The sequence below is a fragment of the Klebsiella huaxiensis genome, assembly GCF_003261575.2.
Taxonomy (GTDB): domain Bacteria; phylum Pseudomonadota; class Gammaproteobacteria; order Enterobacterales; family Enterobacteriaceae; genus Klebsiella; species Klebsiella huaxiensis.
Map to the genome: position 1 here is coordinate 2,573,084 of NZ_CP036175.1, position 18,681 is coordinate 2,591,764.

The window sequence follows — 18,681 nt, forward strand, 5'->3', positions numbered from 1 at the left end:
AGTCTTATGACTATTAGTTTTTCTCATAAATTGCCTGCAAGAAAGATTATTTTTATATGTGTAAAAAATAGGGTTAATATTTTTGAGCATAATTTTGATTGTCACGAAATATCAACTCAAGCAAATGCGTATTGTCTGGAGGGCTAGACAAAAGAATGGGAATGGTTGCACTCTATATTGCAGATGCCAACCGATGGGAAAAATGAGCGCATGCGTAAAAGTAAAATTATTGTTTTAGTTTTGATGGTTTTTTGTATTCTGATTTTTGCAATTGTTGCTGCCTGGTTTTTGCTGTCCAAAGACAATTTTGCCGTACCAGAAAACGCGGAAACAGAAAATGCGGTTCTCCAGGTTGCAGGCTTAACGCGCAATGGACAACGCGATCCGCAGGCGCTGAAATCACTCTATCAAAAGCGCGTGACGGTGCGTCAGGTTAATCTTGATAACGGCCAACTTTTAGCGCAGGGGGCCAATAGCGGCGCGCAAAAACGCTGTGTCGAACTGGCCGCTGCGCGCGATCCGGCGCAAATCCGCCAGCGCTGTTCACTGGGTGAAGTTTACGTTATTCGAGACAATAATAATGAAATTCAGCAAGTTATAATTCCGGTTTATGGCAAAGGGGCCAAATCGATGATGTATGCATTAATCGCCCTTGAGACCGATGGTCGCACGGTAAAAGACCTGATGTATTACCAGCAGAATGAAACGCCGCTGCTGGGCGCTCGAGTGGAGGACCCGGAATGGCGTAGCCAATGGCCAGGTAAGAAAATACGCGATAATAACGGCCAGCCAGCGCTAAAGGTTATTCAGAATAATCCCGGCCAGCATGATGACTATACGGTGGATGGGATTAGCGGCGCGACCCTGACTTCAACCGGCGTCGAGAAGAGTATTAATTACTGGGTGGGTGAGCAGGGATACGGTAAGTTTCTTCAGCGGCTACAGCAAAACCCTGAAATATTAAATCGTTAAAAGCACGGGCGACAAAATACTCGGCAAATAACCGGTGCTATTACAGCGCCGGTTTTTTTATGCTTTCGATGAAGATATTTGGCGAGGAAAAGTCAGGGAATAAAGCTAATAACTTAAAGTTATTAATCTTCGTTTCTTTGCAACATTTTACACAAATTGTCACAGTTTGACATTTTCATGATCCAGGTCATGTACATTACGAGTAAAAATGACAACGATAATCATTATCATTAACTCTGATGGGATGCGTCATGGCTGGTCCTCGTTCTTTTCTGCTGCTAATGCTGTTTGGGCTTTTGTTTGGCAGCGCGTGCGCGATGGCGCAGACTCACTATGCGCCATATATCGAGGATATTGAGCAACGCCTTGATAAAACAGCCGAATTCTATCAGCAGCAAAAAAATACCGAAGCGCGCCGTGAGGTGCAAATGGCCTACTTTGAAGTGTTTGAAAACCTCGAAGGGCCAATCCGCATTAACATTTCGGCGCGTAAAAGCTACGAGATGGAGAGTACCTTCGGTGAGATCCGTCGCATGATCGGCGAGGGCAAGCCACAGAGCGAAGTTCAGGCGCGGATCGACGGGCTGAAGCAGGCGCTGCGCGAAGTTGAGCCGATACTGGACGGCGGGCATCGGCTGGTGGCGGAAGAGCAGCATACCGCGCTGTCGCGCGATGACATTGCGCTGCACTGGCAAGATAGTTTTCGCACCATTGACGATATGCTGGCCCAGGCGGTGACGGAGTATCAGGCCGGTAACTATGCTCAGGCCAGCCAGCAGGTGCAGCAGGCGCACTATCAAGGCTTCAAAAACTCCGAAATGGAAACCTCGGTACGTCAGAATCGCTCGGCGAAAGAGGCCGCCGCCATCAACCAGCAGTTTACCGCGCTGATTACCCTAACCTCCCAGCCGGACCGCCTGAACGATGTTTCGTATCAGGTCACCACGTTATTGCAGGATCTGGAAGATATTCTGCCAGGTCTGCCAACCACCCGTGACGATCAGCCGGTAAGCGCTCCGGCTAGCGCAGACAACGCCACACAGATCGAGGACACGGGAGCCCGGGCGGATTGGGCGAGCGTCGCTGCCGGGATTAACCAAAGCATCAATGCCGCTCTGGCGCGTTATCAGAACGGGGAAGGGCAGGACGCGATTCTTGATGTCCAGGACACCTACTTTGACCGTTTTGAAGCCACCGGAATGGAGAACAAAATCGGCTCCCGCGACTCGGCGTTTAAAACCTCTCTTGAGGCGCACTTTACCCGCATGGTCAGCCTGATGAAGGCTAACCAGCCGCAGGAAAAACTGGTTGCCGAAGCCGCCGCTCTTGAGCAGGACCTGCAAAAAGCGGTAACCATGCTGGGTGAGGGCGAAGAGACCCAGTGGAGCCTGCTGCTCTACAGCCTGATGATTATCGTGCGCGAAGGGCTGGAAGCGCTGTTGATTGTGGCGGCTATCGTGGCCTATCTGGTTAAAAACAACCATCACGATAAGCTGCCGCTGATTCGCCAGTCGGTGATTGTGGCGCTGGTGGCAAGCGTAGTGACGGCGTTTATCTTCCAGCTGCTGTTTACCAACTCTGGCGCCAGCCGGGAGCTGCTGGAGGGGATCACCATGCTGATTGCCGTGGTGATGCTGTTCTTTATGAGCTACTGGCTGCTGTCGAAGGTTGAAGCCCGCCACTGGAAAGCCTGGCTTGAGGGCAAACTCTCCCATTCGCTGTCGCGCGGATCGCTGGTAGGGCTGTGGCTGACCAGCTTCCTCGCGGTCTACCGCGAGGGTGCCGAAACGGTGCTGTTCTACTACGCCCTGATTGGCGATGCCCAGGGGCTGCCGGGTCATCTGGCCATCGGTGCCGGGTTTGTTATCGGCTGCGTGGTTCTGCTCATTGCCTGGCTCGTCATGCGCTACTCGGTGGTCCGACTGCCGCTTAAACCCTTCTTCATGTTCACTGGCGGTTTTATGTACCTGATGGCGTTTGTTTTCGCCGGTAAAGGGGTACTGGAACTGGTGGAGGGCAAACTATTCCAGCCAACGCTGATTAACGGGATGCCCGAAATCAGCTGGCTGGGGATTTACCCCTACGTGGAAACGCTATTGCCGCAGATTGTATTGCTGATCGCGGCGCTGGTGGCGCTATGGATCATGCGCCGCCGCCAGGCACCAGGTGAGACCATAAAAACAAGTTCCTAATCATTTTAAGACGAGAGGATGAGTCAGATGACCATTAAGAAGACCCTGATTATCAGCGCGACCGTTGCCAGCATTTTCACCGCACCTGCGGCGCTGGCCTTTAAAGAGTATCCGGCTGGTGAGCCAGTCACCATGAATGAGATGGAGATCGCCGCGGTTTACCTGCAGCCGATCGATATGGAACCGCGCGGTATGGGTTTGCCGGCAGCGAAATCGGATATCCATCTGGAAGCCGATATTCATGCGGTGGAAGGCGGTAAAAATGGTTTTGGCGCAGGTGAATGGATCCCTTATCTGACCATCGCCTATACCCTGGTCAATAGCGACACCGGCGAAAAACAAGAAGGTACCTTTATGCCGATGGTGGCGAGCGATGGCCCGCACTACGGTGCGAATATCAAGATGATGGGCGTCGGTAACTACAAAGTGACCTACCACATTGATCCGCCGTCAAAAGCCGGGATGCACCGTCATACCGATAGCGAAACCGGCGTTGGTCGCTGGTGGAAACCGTTTGATGTGAGCTATGAGTTTAAGTATGTCGGTCTGAACTAATTGTCTCCAGACGCTCAGATAGTTGACAACGTGCGCTCTTCAGGAATTGCCCGGCGGCGCTTTGCTTGCGCGGGCCTACGGAAAGCTCATAACCTGATGATGTTATGGGTTTTGTAGGCCGGGTAAGGCGTCAGCCGCCACCCGGCAGAAATGCGAACACCATAGTTAAAGCAGGTTTGTCATCTGTCTCAGCATCATCAGACGCGAGCGCTATTACGCAGGATGGCCGACGGGTCATCCTGCGGCGTATTTTTCATCCGCCGTACTGAGTTGAAGTCATGAGCTATTTTTTCGTCACGACGCTACAGGTCTTTTTCTGCATTGCGCTGCTCTCCGCCGTACTCTGGGGCCGCGGCAACCCTCCCACACTGCGCCCGCTGGTCTGGACGTTGCTCACCGCGCTGGCTGGCGGACTGCTCGCCGGGCTGTTTATTCGCCCGAGCCAGTCGCTGGAGCTTCTGCTGGTTGGCACGGAGATCCTCGTTTCTCTACTATTTTTGCTGAGCTTCTGGTGGTCAACGCCGCGGGTTCGCTATCTGTGGCAATGGATCCTGACCTTCGGCGCGGCCCGCCACTGGGCGTTGGACCCGAATCTCGGCGGCCTGACCTCCACGCATGTGTTGAATACCGATCTGCTGCTGAATCTGACCGCGCTGGTGCTGGCGTTCGCGCTTTTGTGCCTCGCGGCCGCGCTCTGCGCCATGCTGCTGCGCAGAATGCGCGGGTTCTACTGGCCGCTGACCCTGCTGACGATGGTTCTGCTGTGGTTACCGCTGAGCGGGAATTTGCTGCTGCTGTTGATGAAGCTACAGGTGGTGCCGCTGCTCAAGCCGCTGCTGAGCTTTGTCGCCAAAGTGACCAACAATGCGGCGATGTACAACTGGGCCGCCGCCGCGGTACTGCTGTTAATGTGCCTGTTCTGGATCCCGGCGCTGCGCCGCTATTACCGCAATGTAAAAGCGACGGAAGAGCCCATTTCCCGCCGCCTGGCGCTGGCCGAACGCCGTGGGGCGACCCGGCTGTGGCTCACGACTATTTGCTGCGCGCTGGCGATTATCGGCGGTCAGCTATGGTGGGATCTGGTGGCTTCGCAGCCTCCGCGTTTGTCCGAGGCGCAGCCGGTTACGTTGGCTGCTGACGGTCAGGTGCATATTCCGATCGAACAGGTGCGCGATGGCAAACTGCATCGCTTCGTCTGGGTGGCGGATGATGGCAAAGCGATCCGCTTTTTTATTATCAACCGCTATCCCGACAAGCTGCGTTTCGGCGTGGTGTTCGACGCCTGCCTGCTGTGCGGCGATCAGGGCTATGTGATGGAAGGCAATCAGGTGATTTGCGTTGCCTGCGGTGTGCACATCTTTATTCCTTCCATTGGCAAACCCGGTGGATGCAACCCGGTGCCGATCGACGACTGGCGCAACGATGAAAAAGAGCTGACGATACCCGGTGCGGCGCTGGCCGTGGGGGGAAACTATTTCTCTACCGTTCTGACGATTAAAGTGACCGACCCGGTGGATGGTTCAACGCTGACCAACACCAGCGCCGACTTCAAATACAGCTATGGCGGTAAAACCTGGTTCTTCTCATCAGAAGCGAACTACGACCGTTTCCGCAATGCGCCAGAGCAGTTTGTTCCTGACGCAGTGAAGGAGGAGTAGCGATGCTGTGGCGAATGATCTACCAGTCATGGGGGCGCAATCTGCGGCGCAAAGCGCTGGCGGTATTGACCGTGTTTTTGGCGACCAGCCTGATCTCGGCGCTGCTGGCGGTCTCTATCGACATCGGCGACAAGATGTCCCGCGAGCTGAAATCCTACGGTGCCAATATTCTGATTGAGCCCGCAGGGCAGGCGGCGCTGCCAGCCCTGTTTAGCGAACAAAGTAACCCGCTGGCCAGCGACGATTTTCTGGATGAATCCGAGCTACCGAATATCAAAGATATCTTCTGGCGCAACAACATTGTTGGCTTCGCCCCGATGCTCGGCGGCGAAGTGAGCGTGGATGGCCATGATATCCGCGTGCTGGGGACCTTCTTTAGCCAGCCAGTCACCATACCAGATGAAGAGGGATACGAAACCGGGCAGCGGACGGTCAGCCCGTTCTGGCAGGTGAGCGGCGAATGGCCGCAGGAGCCGGTCGGTGAGACACCGCAAACCCTGGTCGGCCACGCGCTGGCGCGAAATTACGGCTGGAAGCCCGGCGATCGTCTGGCGTTAAAGGTCGCGGATAACGTGGTGAATGTGCAGGTGAGCGGTATTTTATCCAGCGGCGGCGATGAAGATAACCAACTGGTCATGCCGCTTAGCGTGGTGCAGCAACTGCTGGGACTACCGGGGAAAGTACAGGCGATCCGCGTATCGGCGCTGACGGTACCGGAAAACGAACTGTCACGACGGGCGCGCGAGGATCTCGAAGCGCTGAATGCCGAAGAGTACGATCTGTGGTACTGCACCGCCTATGTGTCGTCTATCGCCCACCAGCTTGAGGAGGCGATTTCCGGTGCGGAGGTGCGTCCTGTCTGGCAGGTTGCCGCTTCGGAAGGCGTGGTTATCGATAAAATTCAGCTGTTAATGGGCGTGGTAACTTTAGCCGCGCTGGCCGCCGCCGCGATGGGCATCGCTTCATTGATGACCAGCACCATTATGGAACGTGCCAAGGAGATTGGCCTGATGAAAGCGCTGGGCGCGCGGCAGTGGCAGATTCTGCTGCTCTTCTATCTTGAGGCGGCGCTGGGCGGCCTGGTCGGTGGAGTATTTGGTTGCATCGCCGGATGGGGGCTAGCGAAGGCTATTGGCCTGATGCTGTTTGATACGCCGCTTAATTTTGCCTGGGTGGTGGTGCCCTGCGTGCTGGTGATTGCGGTGCTGATTGCGTTAATCGGCACCTGGTTCCCGGCGCGGCGTATTGCCCGTCTTTATCCAGTGGAGGTGCTGTATGGCCGTTAAGCGCGACATGCTGTGGTTATTAGTGTGGCGGGCGCTGCGGCTGCGTATGCAGCGGGTCAGCGTGGTTTTTGCCGCGCTGGCGGTCGGCGCGACCATCGTCACGGCGCTCTCCGCCGTGTGGTTCGACATTAATAGCAAAATGAGCGAGGAGCTGCGCACTTTTGGCGCCAATTTCTATATTGGTCCGGGCCATGGCACCAGCATGCCGCAGCCGGAACTGCAGGCGATTCTTGATGGCGCGCCAGGGGGACTGATCCACGGTGCCAGCCCTTGGCTGTACGGTACCGCGCGCACCGAGCTGGAAAAAGTGGTGATGGTCGGCGTGTGGTTTGAGTCGCTGCAAAAACTGGTGCCCTACTGGCAGGTCAACGGTAGCTGGATCGGCGTTAGTTTTGACGATCGCAACGCGATGATTGGCGTGAAGCTGGCGCAGCGTCTGGCGCTGAATATTGGCGATAGCGTGACGCTGGTGGACCATAGTCGGCGCAAGAAACTGCTGATTAAGGGCATCGTAGAAGCCGGGGACGCGACCGACAATATGCTGATCGTCAGTCTTGACGTGGCGCAGTCGTGGCTGCAAAAGCCCGGCGTTATCAGCCACGGGCTGCTGAGCGTCAGCAATGACCTTGGTCAGGTGGAGAGCTACGCCAGCCAGTTACAGCGGCAATACCCTGACCTTGAGATTCGTCCGGTGCGTAAAGTGTCGGCATCCGAAGGGCAGGTGCTGGATAAAATTAAGGGGCTGATGGGACTGGTATCGATAGTTATCCTCGCGCTCTCATCCCTGTGCGTGAACACCACCCTAATGGCGATTGTCGGTGAACGCTCCCGAGAGTTTGCCCTGCAAAAAGCGCTGGGGGCCAGCAACGGCGATATTACCCGCCAGATGTTACTGGAGACCAGCATTATCACTTTTGCGGCGGTGGTTTGCGGTTGGGTGCTGGGCTATCTGCTGGCACAGCTGCTGGGATTAACGGTGTTTAACGCCAGTATCTCGCTGCGCCTGCCGGTGCTGCCGATTACCCTGGTTCTGTCTTTACTGGTCGCCCTGCTGGCGGCCATTGTTCCGGTGCGGCGCGCGGTGAGCGTCGAACCTGCGAAAGTGTTGAAAGGAGAGTAACGCCATGACCGTCACATCTTTGCGTCAGATGGCGATTGAAACGCGTCATTTATATAAGCGGTTCGGAGAAGTGACCGCGCTGGAAGATATCAACCTGCGCATCGCCCGCGGTGAGTTTGTCGCCATTATGGGGGCCTCCGGTTCCGGGAAAACGACGCTGATGAATATTCTCACTTGTCTGGATACCGCCAGCGAAGGGCAGGTGATCCTCGACGGAACCGACGCGGCGGCGCTGGACGAAGAGGGGCGCCGCCGCTTTCGCGCGCAGAAAATTGGCCTTGTGTTCCAGCAGTTCCACCTGATCCCGTTTCTGACGGCACTGGAAAATATCATGCTGGCACAGCATTACCACAGCGTGGTGGATGAAGCTGCCGCCAGAGCGGTGCTGGCTCAGGTCGGCCTTGAGCATCGCGTGACCCATCTACCGAGCCAGCTGTCGGGCGGGGAACAGCAGCGCGTCTGCATTGCCCGGGCGCTGGTTAACGAGCCACCGGTTATTTTTGCCGATGAGCCAACCGGTAACCTCGATGAAGAGAACGAACAGCGGGTGCTGGATCTGCTGACCGATTTGCACCGCCAGGGGCGCACCATTGTGATGGTGACCCACAACCCGGCGCTGGGGCAGTTCGCCGATCGCATCGTGCGTTTGCAGCACGGAAAGTATCTGGGAGAGGAGGTGAATCATCATGCGCATGCCTAAAGTGATGCTTGTCCTGCTGCTGGTGCTGCTCGGAGGCTGCAAAGAGGAGAAGCTGGCGCGCGGCGAGGCAGCACCCGCGCTGGCGGCGTTTGATTTGCAGGGGGAGTCGGCCAGCCTTGAGCGCTGGCGGGGGAAGGCGGTGTACCTTAATTTCTGGTCATCAAGCTGCGGCGGCTGTCTGGCGGAGATGGATACTTTACAGGCGCTCAGCCAGCGTTGGCCGGATAAGCTGGTGGTGGTCGGCGTCAATACCGACCCGGAATCAGTCGATATCGCGCCGTTGTTGGCTAAGCATGGCATCAGCTACCCAGTGCTGCGCGATCAGCTCAAAATGACCCAGGAGCGCTATCAGGTTATCGGCACTCCGACTTCGATATTGATTGATAGCCATGGCACGGTGCTGGATTTGCATCAGGGCCTGCGTAAGCCCGAGGAGCTCCAGACGGTATTTAGCCAGCTGGCGCAGAAATAGTTTCCCCACGCGCGAGCATTCTGATGGTTTTGTAGCCCGGACAGGCGCGTGAGCGCCGCCTCCGGGGAAATAGCTTGCTGTGAGCTTTCGTTGATTTCCCGGTGGCGCTGACCGGGCTACAGGTTCGCCATCGTCTGCCACCCGGGATGTTTCACTTACAAATACTGGCTCAGCAGCGCCTCAAGGCTGTTCTGGTCCACGGCAAACAGGCGAATACCTTCGGCGAGCTTCTCCACCGCCATCGCATCCTGATGATGCGCCCAGTTGAACTCCGCTTCACTCATGGCAGCGGGCTTTGGCTGAACCTCACCTTCATACGTCAACGGTGCAGGTACCGGCCCCTGGGTTTGCTGCAATTGCGCCAGCAGCGCCGGGGAAACGGTCAGACGATCGCAGCCGTTAAGCGCCAGCACCTGTTCCGGCGTACGGAAGCTGGCTCCCATCACCACCGTCCGATAACCGTGCATTTTATAAAAGCGATAGATCTTCTGTACCGACTCGACGCCCGGATCGTTCTCGACGGTGAAGGTGGTATCAGGGTTGTTTTTCTTGTACCAGTCGTAGATGCGACCGACGAATGGGGAAATCAGGAAAACCCCGGCATCGGCGCAGGCTCTGGCCTGGGCAAAGGAGAAAAGCAGCGTCAGGTTGCACTGGATACCCTCTTTTTCCAGCGTTTCTGCTGCGCGGATCCCTTGCCATGTAGCGGCAAGCTTAATCAAAACCCGCTCTTTACCGATCCCTTTCTCTTCATACAGCGCAATGATTTCCCGCGCTTTAGCTATGCTGGCCTGAGTATCAAATGAGAGGCGAGCATCCACTTCAGTTGAAATACGCCCAGGAACGCTTTTCAGGATCAACGCTCCGATACTTACCGCCAGATAATCGGCAATATCCGCAGGCTGTACCGTTTTTCCACTCTGGCGGGACTTTACCGTCGCGACGGCATCTTTCACCAGTTTTTGGTACTGCGGAAGCTGCGCTGCCTTATAGATAAGCGAAGGGTTGGTGGTCGCATCTTCAGGCTGATAAGCCATAATGCTGTCAATGTCCCCGCTGTCGGCAACAATGGTTGTCCGCTGCTTTAGTTGTTCAAGCTGATTCATCGCTATGACCTGTTTTTCAATAATAGGGCTGGAAACAACAAGGAGGGGGCAAGGCCCGCTCCTTGTTGTTGGCTGGGTGGGTGATTATTTTGCCTGCGCGACGCGGGAGGTCAGGCCTGGCATATTGAAGCATTCGGCTTCGTTCTGGATCATATCTTTAATTTTATTGACCACGTAACGCTCAGGCTCGACGCCAAACGACTTCAGATTGGCAAACATGGTTTGCATCTCTTTGACGACTTCCGGTTTTTCGTAGTTGTAGTGGCCGCTGAGTTCGAGAATTTCTTTCAACAATTCTGGCTCGTTAAAGATCTGCTCTTCGGACTTGTTTTTGTGCTCATCGGTCATCCACTTTTCCCATTTGTGGCTTAGTACGCACTCGCGGGTCAGGACGGTTTTTAAATCAGACGCTGACTTGATAAAGCCTTTCGCCGCCAGATCTTTCTCGACTTCTGCCAGCTTCAGATAAGCGCGGGTTTCAATGGTGCCGTAGGCTGGAGCGACGTTCATCGCGGTGATGCCCAGACCCGGATGCTTAAGCAGGATTTCATCCGGCAGGTAGTCGCCGTTATGCTCTTTCAGGCCGACGCCGTGACGGGTGCTGATAGCCGAAAGCTCTGCGGACTGCTTATCGTTGAAGTGGCCAACGTTTTTGGTCAGACGGGTCAGGGTGCCGGTTTGGCCGACGATAAACAGCGGCTGCGGCAGCGATTCGGCAGCAAGACGCTTATTCAGCTCGATAATAAACCCTTCATAGGCGCTGACGTCGGTCAGGCCGCCGTTGGTCTCTTCGGTACCGACTTCATAAAAGAACTCTTTCAGGTTATTGGCCTTGCGGTACTCTTCGCAGAAGCGAATCAGCTCAACGGTGCGGCTCAGAACCAGTTCGATATCAATGACTTTACCAACAACGTACGGGTCTTTCGTCGGGTCGATATGCAGCAGGTCGAAACCAGCGTCCATATCAATCTGATAAGAGCGGCGTGCCAGTTCCATCGCTTCGGCTTCCGGAATATGATCTTTACGCTCTTTATCGCGCTGCCATGGGCCACCGTGGTCGCGGCAGAGGAAGTAATCACCGTCGAAGCCGACTTTCTCCGCCATCGCTTTCAGGTCGGCAGCAAAGCGGAATTGATCCCAGTTATTAACGTAACCCGCGCCAAATTCATCGGCATCAACCTGGTTGCGGCTGGCAATAAACATCAGCGGCAGATCTTTTTCTTTACCCAGCTCAAAGCAGGCCTGAATTAACGCCGGGGACATTGGGCCAATTCCCAACATTGTAGACTTGCCACCGTTAACAATATAATCGACGTACTGTTTCATTGTGTTTTTCATGATAACTCCTCAGACTTTATTCATATCAGAAGTGATTGTTTTTTTAGCCGACTCTTTTTTTACCGGCTCGCTAATGTTGGGGCGCAGAATATGCAGGCAGATGGCGGTGACAATAACGCCGATAATCATATCGATGACGTACCACATTGGTGCTTTATTGACGCCAGCTATGGCAATTAATCCACCATGGGGAACCATAGATTCGACGCCGTGAACCATAGCCAGACCGGCACCGACGGCGCTACCGATAATAATTGACGGCAGTACGGTCTTCAGGTTTTTAACGGCGAAAGGAATCGCCCCTTCGGTAATGCCAATTAATCCCATAAAGGCAGCGGAGGTGCCCATTCGTCTTTCATCTTCAGCCCATTTACGCTGAGAAATAAAAGTCGAGAGAGCAATGCCGAGTGGTGGAATAGCGCAGGCAATACGGTAAGCGCCGTTCGGGCCATAAATACCTTCTGCCATTAAGGCGAGGGTAAATGCCGTTGCGGTTTTATTGACTGGCCCACCCATATCAAAGGCCGCCATGGCACCGAGAATTAAACCTAATACGACGCCGCTGCTTCCCTGCATATTAGAGAGCATGGAAACCAGCCATTTCATGGCAAAACCGATGGGCTCAATCAGTACGTACAGATAGAGCATGCCGACAATGACGCTTGAGACGATGGGAATAATCATGATCGGCATGACCGGCATCAGCACTTTGCCGACCTTCCAGGTTTTTATCCACTTGGCGACGTAGCCACTGAGAATACCGAGCAGCATTGCCCCCAGAAAACCGGTTACCACGTGGTCTGCGCCCAACGGCGTGCTGGCCATAAAGCCGGTGATTAAACCCGGCGTCAGCCCCGGTTTACCGGCGATAGAGTAGGAGATATAGGCCGCCAGCACCGGGATCATCATTCCCAGCCCGGCGCTGCCGATAGCGCCAAGGTTTAATAAGAATGGGTTGGTGACGACCATGCCTTTGCCCGCAACCGGCTCGCCGCCAATCAGGGAAAGCGCCAGACAGATACCGCCGACCACCACCACCGGCATCATATATGACACACCGGTGCTAAATGCTTTAACTAAATCATCCTTAATGGCTTTTGCTTTTTCCGACATTTTTTATCCTCCCGATACCCTGTATTTTTATGGGACGACATACGGTTTACGGGCGTAGTCATCCCCGGGCGCTTTTGCGTCATAATTGAAATACAGCGTTCGCAAAAATTTAATTAACGTTATTATTCGCCGGTACCGAATGCCGAAAGTAAATCAGGACCGACGGGTTGGTTTATTGCGCCAGTTTCTCAGCCCGGTCAATAATAGCCGCCGGATCGCGAACCACTTCCGCTGGGTTGAGTGAAATAACCAGTCCGGCGTCTTCTTTTTCTTCAAAGCGTTCGACGCCCTCAATACCGATGGCAATCGCCAGAATAACGACATCAGCTTCGGCAATCTCATCTTCACTTAATTCATTTTCAATCCCCATGCCGCCCTGAGTTTCGACTTTGACGTCATAACCTCTTTTTTTACACTCCTGCTCAATCGCTTCCTGGGCCATATAGGTGTGGGCGACTCCGGTAATGCATGCTGCGACTCCGACAATTTTCATGAGTGACTCCTGATTTTTATTTGGCTGTAATTTTAAATATGGATTAATAATTTCCTGATTTCATATGGCCAGAATATTGGCCATCAGGTTGTAGAGTACGTTGACGTTTTCGGCCTGTTTTATTTCATTGCGGAAATCCTCTTTCATTAGCTTTCTGGCAAGCGTGGAGAAATATTTCATATGCTCATTAGGGTCGGCGGATTTACTGACCGTGAGCATGAATACGGTTTCGACTTCCTGATCGCCCCACATGATGGGCGACGCAAGAGTTGCCATACTGATGGTGGAGTAGTGAATATGGTCCGACTTGGTGTGCGGAATGGCGAAGCCATAGCCCACGGCGGTGGAGAATGAGTCCTCGCGCGCCCAGATATCGTCGGTTAATTGCTCCCGATTCTCGGTGCGATGGTGCAGCCACAGATTGTCGGTCATCTTTTTGATAACTTCGTTTTTGTCGCGGGCCTGTAGTTCGCAGAGAATGAACTCCGGGGCGAGGATTGGCATTTTGCCGACCGCTTTTACGTCCGGAGAACGCAGCGCAACTTTGACATCAGTGGAGCGTTTTAACGCCACGATATCCTGCGCCACTCTCTGGCATTTAGCGAAACTCAGCTCCCGCAGCGTATGTTTAACGCCTGGAATCGAGGTGCCGCTCATGCTGAGTTCGTCAAAACCCATGCCGACGAACAGCGGCAGAAAATCTTTGCTGGCGCCCAGCTCCCCGCAGATACCTATCCACTTGCCTGCGCGATGGACTTCATCGGCGGCATACTGCATGGCGCGAAGGAATGCCGGGGCATAGTTGTCGTACACCGCCTCAACCTGGGTGTTTCCGCGGTCGGCGGCAAAAAAGTACTGCGTCAGATCGTTGCTGCCTACGCTAAAGAAATCCGCGTATTCGGCTATTTCACGAATTGCGAAGATGACGGAGGGCACTTCCAGCATCACGCCGAGCGAAATCTCATCGTTGAACGCCAATCCCTCGCTGCGCATCGCGCTTTTCACCTCCTCCAGCACTTCACGGCACCAGATAACTTCATCAACGTTAGCGATCATCGGAATCATGATTTTGGCATCGCCAAATGCCGAGGCGCTGAGGATAGCCTTGAGCTGCATGGCGAAAAGGTCGCGATAGCGCGGATAGGTGCGTACTGCCCGGAAGCCGAGAAACGGATTTTCCTCTTCACCGAGGTTCATATAGTCGACGGGTTTATCGCCGCCAATGTCAAAGGTGCGGAAGATAACTGGCTTCCCATGCGCAACCTGCATCACCTGACCGTATAGCTCCGCCAGTTCACGGTAGTTCGGTGCAGTTTCGCGGTCCATAAATGACATTTCGGTACGGAACAGCCCAATACCTTCAGCGCCGTTGTTGAACGCGGCTTCGGCTTCCGCCAGGCTAGCGATATTGGCGGCTATCTCAATGCTATGATTATCGTGGGTCACTGTCGGTTGGTGGACGTTAGCCAGCATTTGCTGCTGCATGCTCTGCTGGACGGCAATTTCATTTTGGTAATAGCGCAAGACTTTTTCATCTGGCGCGGTAATCAGAATTCCCGGATTACCGTCAATAATAATGTCATTTTCCGCATTCAGCGGCAGGGATGAAAAATCAATATCCGTCAGGGTTGGGATACCAAGCGAACGCGCGAGGATTGCGGTGTGTGATGTTTTACCGGTGGCGGATAATACCATCCCGGCAAGATACTCTTTATTGATGCCGAGGAACTGACTTGGCGTCAGGCTATTGGCCAGAATAATCGATGGCTGTGTTAATTTAAGGTTGTTTTGTGGTAATACGCCGGCGCCATAAATCGACGTGAGCAATTGACCTGTAATGTCAAGAACGTCAAGGGTCCGCTCTTTAATATATTTACTCGATGAGCGATTAAGAATTTCACAGAAATCTATGGCAGCCTTAATGACCGCATCCCAGGTGTTTTCTCCGCCAACAATCGCGGTGGAGATATGGCTCTGGAAGGTTGCGTCGGTAATTATTGATAAATGCGCTTGCAGGATATCATGCTCAACGCCTTTTTGGGTTTCCAGGGCGGTCTGTTTATCATGTTTGAGCGTTTCTAAACCCGCCAGAAAAATACGCTGCTGGTGCTCAGTGGAATATTCACCGCCCGGGTTACGCGCCAGCATTTCATCCAGTGACAGGCTCTGAATACGAACGGGTCTGGCAATGGCAACACCGCCGCTGATGCGTGAACCCTGAATAAAACTGAGCTGAGTTTCCCGCAGTGAACGCGGGAGATAGCCCGCAGGCGCTGCGGTTTCGTCCGCCTGGCTAACCTCGAAGGAGGGCAGTTTTTTGAGCAGCGCACTCAACTGTTGAGCAGCGCTTGCAGCATCTTTTCCGCTGATTGTAATTTCACAGGCGTCGTCGAATAAGGTATCGGTAGCGACAATCGAGAGGGCACTTTTACCATTACCCTGAATGCCGCTGCGAATATTATTCCAGCACACCGCAGATTGAAATGTATTGCACAGCCGTTCGATATGCCCCGCCGGTCTGGCGTGAATACCATCCTTTAGATCACATTGATACGTTATTATCTCTGACATCATTGCTCCCGATAATCGTTTAGCCAGGGCTAATTAATTTTCTCTGCAGATGTGGGTGTCTGCATTTCATGTTTTATATCCTTCATCGTTCTCAGTTAGCTTTGAATAGAAAAAAAGTGACCTTTGCTTGAATAAAAAATCCCGATTGTTATTTTGTGATCGCAGTCATGAAATCAGATAATATTAACCCTTGTGATTGCTATCACACTCTTATTAACCGTCGGATAGTGGTCACCCAATTGCTATTAAAGTGTCTTTCTTTCTATTTATTGGCTACCGGTTAATGGAGTACAAAATAAAACACACTCTATTTATTTTGCCGTGGTAAGTACGATGCATTTTCGTGGAATATTACTGGATTTAGACGGGACGCTGGTAAACTCGCTGGATTTTGTTGAGACCTCCTGGCGTTTATGGGCGACTAAAAAAGGGCTGGATCCGCAGGCAGTATGCCATTTTCTCCACGGTAAGCCCGCCCTGAGCACGCTGCGCCATTTTATGCCCAATGCCAGCGAACAGATCATTTACGACGAATTTCTCGCGCTGGAAGAGTTTGAAGCGCGCAATACTGACGGTATTACCGCAGTGAACGGCGCGGTTGATTTTCTCCGCCAACTGGAGCAGTTACAGGCCCCCTGGGCTATTGTGACTTCCGGATCGCTGAAGGTGGCTTCGGCACGGATCCGACAAGCCGGTTTTCCGTTCCCGCCGGTGCTGGTGACCAGCGAAGATATTCACCACGGCAAGCCGCATCCGGAACCGTTCCTTACGGGTGCAGCCCGACTCGGTCTTTCACCCGCTAATTGCCTCGCTTTTGAAGATTCCACTGCCGGTCTGCATTCCGCCACTCAGGCTGGATGCGTGGTGATTGAAGTGTTGACCCGTCAGTCGGTGGTTCACGATATCGATATCTGGCAAACCATTGATAACTACCTTGACCTGAGCGCAACGCGAAAGGATGAGGCGGATTTTTTCCTTAAGATTCAGAGGGAGTTTTAAATGTCATCACGAAAAACCCTGGCCAATGCCATCCGTATGCTGAGCGTTGATGCCGTGCAGCGGGCGAACTCAGGCCATCCGGGCGCCCCTATGGGAATGGCGGATATTGCCGAAGTGCTGTGGCGAGATTTTCTCAACCACAACCCGAATAACCCCGCATGGGCCAACCGCGACCGCTTCGTGCTCTCCAACGGTCACGGCTCGATGCTGATCTACAGCCTGTTGCACCTTACCGGTTACGATCTGCCAATGGATGAGCTGAAAAACTTCCGTCAGCTGCATTCGAAAACGCCGGGCCACCCGGAAGTCGGCTACACCCCAGGCGTGGAAACTACCACCGGGCCGCTGGGCCAGGGGATCGCCAACGCGGTCGGCATGGCGATTGCCGAGAAAACTCTCGCGGCACAATTTAACCGTCCGGGCCATGAAATCATTGATCACTTCACATATGCCTTTATGGGTGACGGCTGCATGATGGAGGGCATTTCACATGAAGTGTGCTCTCTTGCGGGGACGTTGAAGCTCGGTAAGCTGGTGGCGTTCTACGACGATAACGGCATCTCTATCGATGGCCACGTTGAGGGATGGTTCACCGATGATACCGCTAAACGCTTCGAGGCCTACGGCTGGCACGTGGTGCGCGGAGTCGATGGTCACGACCCTGAATCCATTCGTGCCGCGATTGATGTTGCAAAGTCGATTACCTCCATGCCGACGTTAATTATCTGCAAAACGGTGATCGGTTTTGGCTCGCCGCAGAAAGCGGGTTCTCATGATGTCCACGGCGCGCCGCTGGGCGAGGCCGAGGTGGCGGCGACGCGTGACGCGCTGGGCTGGCCGTATCCGCCGTTTGTCATCCCCTCTGAGATAGCCGCGCAGTGGGATGCTCGCAAATCAGGGCAGGCGAAGGAGGCTGCGTGGAACGAGAAGTTTGCCGCCTACGTTCAAGCTTTCCCTGAACTGGCTGGTGAATTTACCCGCAGAATAAAGGGGCAACTGCCCGCAGAATTTGCCAGCAATGCGCAGGTGTTTATTGAAAAATTGCAGGCCAAACCGGCGAAAATTGCCAGCCGTAAAGCGTCGCAGAATACGATTGAAGCCTTTGGTCCGCTGTTGCCGGAATTCCTCGGCGGCTCTGCGGATTTGGCTCCGTCGAATCTGACCTTGTGGTCTGGGTCTAAAGCGATTAACGAAGAGCCCGTCGGGAACTACATTCACTACGGCGTGCGTGAGTTCGGTATGACTGCTATCGCCAACGGGATTGCGCTGCACGGCGGCTTCCTGCCGTATACCTCGACTTTCCTGATGTTTGTCGAATACGCGCGCAACGCGGTGCGCATGGCGGCGCTGATGAAGCAGCGCCAGGTGATGGTTTATACCCACGATTCTATTGGTCTGGGGGAAGATGGCCCGACCCATCAACCGGTCGAACAGATTGCTTCGTTGCGCCTGACGCCGAACCTCAGCACCTGGCGTCCCTGCGATCAGGTAGAATCGGCGGTAGCGTGGAAGTATGGCGTTGAGCGGCAGGATGGCCCGACGGCGCTGATTTTCTCCCGGCAAAACCTGACCCAACAGGAACGGACCTGGCAGCAGGTGCAGGATATTGCGCGTGGCGGCTATGTCTTGAAGGATTGTGACGGGCAACCGCAGTTGATTCTTATCGCGACCGGTTCCGAAGTTGAGCTGGCGGTAGCCGCATGGCAGCAACTGATAGCTGAAGGTGTGAAGGCTCGGGTGGTCTCGATGCCGTCCACCGATGTCTTCGACAAGCAGGATGCGGCGTATCGTGAAGCGGTACTGCCGCAGGCGGTGTCTGCGCGTATCGCAGTGGAAGCGGGGATCGCGGATTACTGGTTTAAATATGTCGGGCTGAACGGCGCGATTATCGGTATGCAGAGCTACGGTGAATCCGCTCCGGCGGAACAGCTTTATCAGGAGTTCGGTATTACCGTTGAGGCGGTGTTGCAGCAGGCAAAAGCGCTGCTGGCTTAATCTTTGACGGCCCCTTATACCCTAAATAATTCGAGTTGCAGGAAGGCGGCGACGCAGTGAATCCCCAGGAGCTTACTCTAGTAAGTGACTGGGGTGAGCGAGGAAAGCCAA

15 protein-coding genes are annotated in these 18,681 nt (G+C 54.1%); 10 read left to right on the top strand and 5 right to left on the bottom strand.

The genetic code is table 11. The annotated features are described in order from the left end of the window. The first annotated feature begins 210 nt into the window (after nt 1-210). From nqrC to DA718_RS12290, 8 genes are all read left to right on the top strand, one after another. Nucleotides 211-972 carry an NADH:ubiquinone reductase (Na(+)-transporting) subunit C gene (gene nqrC, locus DA718_RS12255; protein WP_112213506.1) on the top strand — a complete coding sequence of 254 codons (762 nt, stop codon included), beginning with the start codon at nt 211-213 and terminating at the stop codon, nt 970-972. A gap of 251 nt (nt 973-1,223) precedes the next feature. Continuing rightward, nucleotides 1,224-3,164: an FTR1 family iron permease gene (locus tag DA718_RS12260; RefSeq protein WP_112213465.1), complete on the top strand. Its 1,941-nt coding sequence runs from the start codon at nt 1,224-1,226 to the stop codon at nt 3,162-3,164. Nucleotides 3,165-3,191: 27 nt separating this feature from the next. After that, on the top strand, nt 3,192-3,719 hold the full coding sequence (locus DA718_RS12265; RefSeq protein ID WP_064176588.1) for an iron transporter: 528 nt from the start codon (nt 3,192-3,194) through the stop codon (nt 3,717-3,719). 278 nt (nt 3,720-3,997) lie between these two features. Further along, a complete protein-coding gene (locus tag DA718_RS12270) occupies nt 3,998-5,377 on the top strand; it encodes a Fe-S-containing protein (RefSeq protein ID WP_112213466.1) in 1,380 nt (459 codons plus the stop codon). 2 nt (nt 5,378-5,379) lie between these two features. Next, on the top strand, nt 5,380-6,663 hold the full coding sequence (locus tag DA718_RS12275; RefSeq protein ID WP_112213467.1) for an ABC transporter permease: 1,284 nt from the start codon (nt 5,380-5,382) through the stop codon (nt 6,661-6,663). Next, nucleotides 6,653-7,783, top strand: a complete 1,131-nt coding sequence (locus DA718_RS12280; RefSeq protein WP_130624368.1) for an ABC transporter permease — start codon at nt 6,653-6,655, stop codon at nt 7,781-7,783. The genes DA718_RS12275 and DA718_RS12280 overlap by 11 nt, the downstream gene beginning before the upstream one ends. A gap of 4 nt (nt 7,784-7,787) precedes the next feature. Continuing rightward, nucleotides 7,788-8,483, top strand: a complete 696-nt coding sequence (locus DA718_RS12285; RefSeq protein ID WP_064176584.1) for an ABC transporter ATP-binding protein — start codon at nt 7,788-7,790, stop codon at nt 8,481-8,483. Continuing rightward, nucleotides 8,470-8,955, top strand: coding sequence for a TlpA family protein disulfide reductase (locus DA718_RS12290; protein WP_112213469.1), 486 nt, complete (start codon nt 8,470-8,472; stop codon nt 8,953-8,955). The genes DA718_RS12285 and DA718_RS12290 overlap by 14 nt, the downstream gene beginning before the upstream one ends. 155 nt (nt 8,956-9,110) lie before the next feature. On the opposite strand, the gene tal is transcribed toward DA718_RS12290, so the two are convergent. The 5 genes from tal to ptsP all read right to left on the bottom strand — a co-directional run bounded on the left by tal (nt 9,111) and on the right by ptsP (nt 15,576). Next, entirely contained in the window at nt 9,111-10,061 is a 951-nt protein-coding gene (gene tal, locus DA718_RS12295) for a transaldolase (RefSeq protein WP_112213470.1), read from the bottom strand. Between the two features lie 84 nt (nt 10,062-10,145). Then, the gene (locus DA718_RS12300; protein WP_095032751.1) at nt 10,146-11,399 is read right to left on the bottom strand and encodes a class II D-tagatose-bisphosphate aldolase non-catalytic subunit; all 1,254 of its coding nucleotides are present in this window, start codon (nt 11,397-11,399) and stop codon (nt 10,146-10,148) included. Nucleotides 11,400-11,408: 9 nt separating this feature from the next. Continuing rightward, nucleotides 11,409-12,512 carry a PTS fructose transporter subunit IIC gene (locus DA718_RS12305; protein WP_112213471.1) on the bottom strand — a complete coding sequence of 368 codons (1,104 nt, stop codon included), beginning with the start codon at nt 12,510-12,512 and terminating at the stop codon, nt 11,409-11,411. 172 nt (nt 12,513-12,684) lie between these two features. Continuing rightward, nucleotides 12,685-13,005 (bottom strand): PTS fructose transporter subunit IIB, encoded by a 321-nt coding sequence (locus tag DA718_RS12310; RefSeq protein ID WP_112213472.1) that lies wholly within the window; start codon nt 13,003-13,005, stop codon nt 12,685-12,687. Between the two features lie 60 nt (nt 13,006-13,065). Further along, entirely contained in the window at nt 13,066-15,576 is a 2,511-nt protein-coding gene (gene ptsP, locus DA718_RS12315; protein ID WP_112213473.1) for a phosphoenolpyruvate--protein phosphotransferase, read from the bottom strand. 333 nt (nt 15,577-15,909) lie between these two features. Between ptsP and DA718_RS12320 the strand changes: the two genes are divergently transcribed. After that, entirely contained in the window at nt 15,910-16,575 is a 666-nt protein-coding gene (locus tag DA718_RS12320) for an HAD-IA family hydrolase (RefSeq protein WP_227015995.1), read from the top strand. Further along, nucleotides 16,576-18,570: a transketolase gene (gene tkt, locus DA718_RS12325; RefSeq protein ID WP_112213475.1), complete on the top strand. Its 1,995-nt coding sequence runs from the start codon at nt 16,576-16,578 to the stop codon at nt 18,568-18,570. The last annotated feature ends 111 nt before the right edge of the window (nt 18,571-18,681 follow it).